This is a genomic window from Rhodococcus sp. (in: high G+C Gram-positive bacteria), from assembly GCF_049286785.1.
In the GTDB taxonomy this organism is placed as follows: Bacteria; Actinomycetota; Actinomycetes; order Mycobacteriales; family Mycobacteriaceae; genus Rhodococcus_F.
This window is the reverse complement of the sequence record NZ_JBAQEO010000806.1, coordinates 1-1,588: the sequence shown is the minus strand read 5'-3', so window position 1 is coordinate 1,588 and position 1,588 is coordinate 1. Positions and strand designations below refer to the sequence as shown.

The 1,588-nt window shown below is 62.1% G+C and carries 2 protein-coding genes; both read right to left on the bottom strand.

The window, feature by feature from the left end:
• The coding region (locus tag WAW17_RS29065) for a fumarylacetoacetate hydrolase family protein (RefSeq protein WP_422336316.1) at positions 1-701 on the bottom strand (701 nt) is incomplete at its 3' end.
• Positions 702-770: 69 nt separating this feature from the next.
• A complete protein-coding gene (locus WAW17_RS29060) occupies positions 771-1,349 on the bottom strand; it encodes a YceI family protein (RefSeq protein WP_422336315.1) in 579 nt (192 codons plus the stop codon).
• Positions 1,350-1,588: the final 239 nt, after the last annotated feature.

Here is a 1,588-nt window from a genome sequence, read left to right as displayed (position 1 = left end):
GCGTTCAACGCCATCCGTTGGACCACGTACTCCAGACACTCGTCGATACTCCAGATCATCTTGGCGGTGCGATCCTTCTGCCGCTCTTCCCCATTGACCCGAAGCGTGATCTCGACGTCGATCTGGCCCGACCCGCCGAACTCGTCCTTGGTGGTGATCCAGGGACCGATCGGCGTCGACCGATTCAGAGCCTTCATCGTGAACAGATCCATTCCGCCCATGGGGGATGGTGTATCCCGAGCGCTGACGTCGTTGCCGACGGTGTAACCCAGCACCGAATCCGTCAATCGCTCCCCGGGCTGCGTGATCGGTTTCGCCAACACCGCTACCAACTCGACCTCGAAGTCGAGTTGCGCGGTAATCGCCGGGTTGGCCATTTCCTCGTCGTGTCCGATGATGGCCGTGCGAGGTTTGAGAAATCCGACGGTGCTCGGCGGCCGTTCCGTGACCCCCAGCTTCTCGAGGTGCGTCCAGTAGTTCATACCCACGCCTACGATCGTCGACGTCGAAGTCATCGGCGGAAGCAATCGAACCTCCCCGAGATCGACAGGGCTGCCCACCGTATCGAACTCGGAACGACCCTCGGCGGCCGCAGGGCCCCAGTCGGGAACCTCGCCTCTGATCGGCTGAATCGTCGCCGTATCGAGGTCGACAAGGCCCCACGAATCCGAGCCACGGTGACGGAACCTTGCAATCTTCATATGTCTTGTCCCAACAATCTCGTTATGTCACAACGATTGAGTCTCTTGCCACGCAGAGTCGCGCCGTCGTCAGGCCTGCGCGCCTTCGATACGGATGTCGACCGACACCGTCGCGCCGATCGCTTTGTCGAGAAACTGCGGCTTCACGTGATAAACGAACCCGAAATCCCGGCGAACGAACTCACCGCGAGCCGTAAAGATCGGCCGCGTGCGACCATCCGGGTCGGTGACGAACCGCTCGAACCGCATCCGCAGCGGTACCGGATTGGTTACGCCCAGGAGCGTGAGCTCGCCCTCGAGCACGAAAACGGCGGCGGCCGCGGCGGCCGGATCCACCCGAAGTCCGGTCGACCGATAGGTCGCGGTCGGATGAGTCTGCACATCGAGCAGGCTCTTGGAGAGAATGGCCTTGTCGCGCCCCTTGCTCTCGGTGTCGACAGTGGTGAGGTCGAGGGTGGCATTCACCTCGGACTCGAGCGGGTCCTGCCCGACAGCGATGTGCCCGCCGAGGCCGCTGATCGAGCCGTGAACGGTGTGCAGATTGAGATGCTTGACCGAGAACTTCAGCTCCGACTTGTCCGGATCGATCCGCCACGTTCCCGGGACGTAGCCCGGAATGTTCGATGGTGCCGATTGCGCCGATGACATGTTTCAAACCTCCGAAAGTCTTGCCTGGTAATTCATGAAGTTGGGGATCCCAGCAGAGATAGCGCGAGAAGGGCGCCCGACAGCCGTGGACGCCCTGGACGGACCGACGACCGGGTGCCGGCCGTATCGACCGGCACCCGGGCTCTCACAGGTACACCGCGAGGTTCTGCACACCCAGTGTGGACTGCTCGAAATAGAGCGTCCGCGAGGCGATCTTCAACGGGTCATCGGCGCGAATG

Excerpts from the sequence above, each read along its gene's own strand:
- WAW17_RS29060 (WP_422336315.1), bottom strand. The coding sequence starts at position 1,349 with ATGTCATCGGCGCAATCGGCACCATCGAACATTCCGGGCTACGTCCCG.